This is a genomic window from Desulforhabdus sp. TSK, from assembly GCF_022836495.1.
In the GTDB taxonomy this organism is placed as follows: Bacteria; Desulfobacterota; Syntrophobacteria; order Syntrophobacterales; family Syntrophobacteraceae; genus Desulforhabdus.
The window spans coordinates 1-646 of record NZ_BQXM01000110.1 but is presented as its reverse complement, the minus strand read 5'-3'; the positions used below and the strand labels follow the sequence as shown (position 1 = coordinate 646).

General features: G+C 69.3%; 1 protein-coding gene. It reads left to right on the top strand.

Annotated elements, in window-relative coordinates; genetic code table 11:
• Positions 1 to 152: 152 nt before the first annotated feature.
• Positions 153 to 646: M17 family peptidase N-terminal domain-containing protein (locus MWC30_RS21720; RefSeq protein ID WP_244086290.1), on the top strand; the 494-nt coding region annotated here is incomplete at its 3' end.

Here is a 646-nt window from a genome sequence, read left to right as displayed (position 1 = left end):
CTCTCCGCACAGCCCTGCCGGTGCGTCTGTCCGGGTCACAACACAGGGCCCGAGCGCGGCATTCCCCGGTGCAGATGATTCTGGATAGGATCGACACGGATAAAGAGGTTCGACCGATTCGGTCCCCGTGGTGGGGATCAGACAGGACAGACGTGATCAACGACTTCCAGCCCGCACTGACCGCCGTCTCCGGCTCCGTGGAGAAGACCGACGCCGATGCTCTGGTCCTCGGCGTGGCCAAGGGCCCCGAGGGCCCGATCCTCCTTCCGAACCCCCTGGCCGACAAGGCCGACAAGAGCGTGGCCGACTCGCTGCAGGCCCTGGGTGCCTCCGGCGCCGCCGACCAGCTGCTGCGGCTTCCCGGCGTGGACGGCTTCAAGTCCGAGACCCTGGTGCTGATCGGAGTGGGTCCGCTCACCGGCGAGCCCACCGGCGGCGTCTCCCTGGAGGCTCTGCGCCGTGCCGCCGGCTCGGCCGTCCGTCAGCTCAGCAGCGCCGACTCCGTCGCCCTGGCCCTGCCCGCCTCCAGCGCCGAGCAGGTCTCCGCCATCGCTGAGGGCGCGGCCATCGGTGCCTACTCCTTCAACCACTTCCGCAGCTCCGAGGACGCGAAGTCCAAGACTCCGGTCAGCGAGATCCGCATCCC